The sequence below is a fragment of the Prochlorococcus marinus genome (assembly GCF_001180245.1).
GTDB classification, from domain to species: Bacteria; Cyanobacteriota; Cyanobacteriia; order PCC-6307; family Cyanobiaceae; genus Prochlorococcus_A; species Prochlorococcus_A marinus_F.
Genome location: NZ_CVSV01000122.1, coordinates 1 through 729, shown reverse-complemented (window position 1 = coordinate 729; position 729 = coordinate 1). Strand labels below are relative to the sequence as shown.

Annotated in this window: 1 protein-coding gene and 1 pseudogene; one reads left to right on the top strand and one right to left on the bottom strand. The window is 30.5% G+C overall.

From position 1 onward, the window contains the following. Positions 1-559: tRNA-dihydrouridine synthase (locus tag AMO19_RS05105; RefSeq protein ID WP_179850515.1), on the top strand; the 559-nt coding region annotated here is incomplete at its 5' end. On the opposite strand, the pseudogene AMO19_RS08775 reads toward AMO19_RS05105, so the two are convergent. Further along, positions 556-729: pseudogene (locus tag AMO19_RS08775) on the bottom strand (RNA recognition motif domain-containing protein); the annotation flags it as partial. The gene AMO19_RS05105 and the pseudogene AMO19_RS08775 overlap by 4 nt on opposite strands.

The window sequence follows — 729 nt, the reverse complement described above, 5'->3', positions numbered from 1 at the left end:
TGATGATAGTTTTGTTAGTTTGAATAATTTCGTAAGAATTATCGCAAATGCTGGCGCAGACAGATTTACAGTTCATGCAAGAAAAGCAATATTAAAAGGTCTAAATCCAAAACAAAACAGGACCATACCTCCACTAAATTATGATGTAGTAAAAAAATTGAAAAAAACAAATCCAGAATTATTAATAGAAATCAATGGGGGTTTAACAAATATCGATCAATCATTAAAAGCCTTAAACGATTTTGATGGGGTTATGATTGGACGGTCAATTTATAAACATCCCTTAAGATGGTCTGAAATTGATCAAAAGATTTATGGAATTAATAAAAAGCCAAAATCTGCTTCTAAAATTATATTCTCCCTAATTCCATATATAGAAGCGCATTTAAGTAATGGAGGAAAATCTTGGGATATTTGTAAACATCTCATAAATTTAGTAGAAGGTATACCAAAAGCTAAAATCTGGAGAAATCAAATTTCAAATAAATCTTTAAAAAAAGAATTATCTATTGAATATCTAATTAAATTAACAACGGCGCTTAAAGAAATGGGTTATTAATTTGTCTCATTTGAAGCATTGCTTTCATTGGACACTCCCCTTTTTCTCCTGCTCCTACCATTTTCATATTCAGAGTTTTCAGAAGAATTGCCATAACTTCTATCTTCCCAACCTTCTGATCCAGAAGATTTATTAGCGTTATAGCTATTAGATTCATTATTGCCACCACC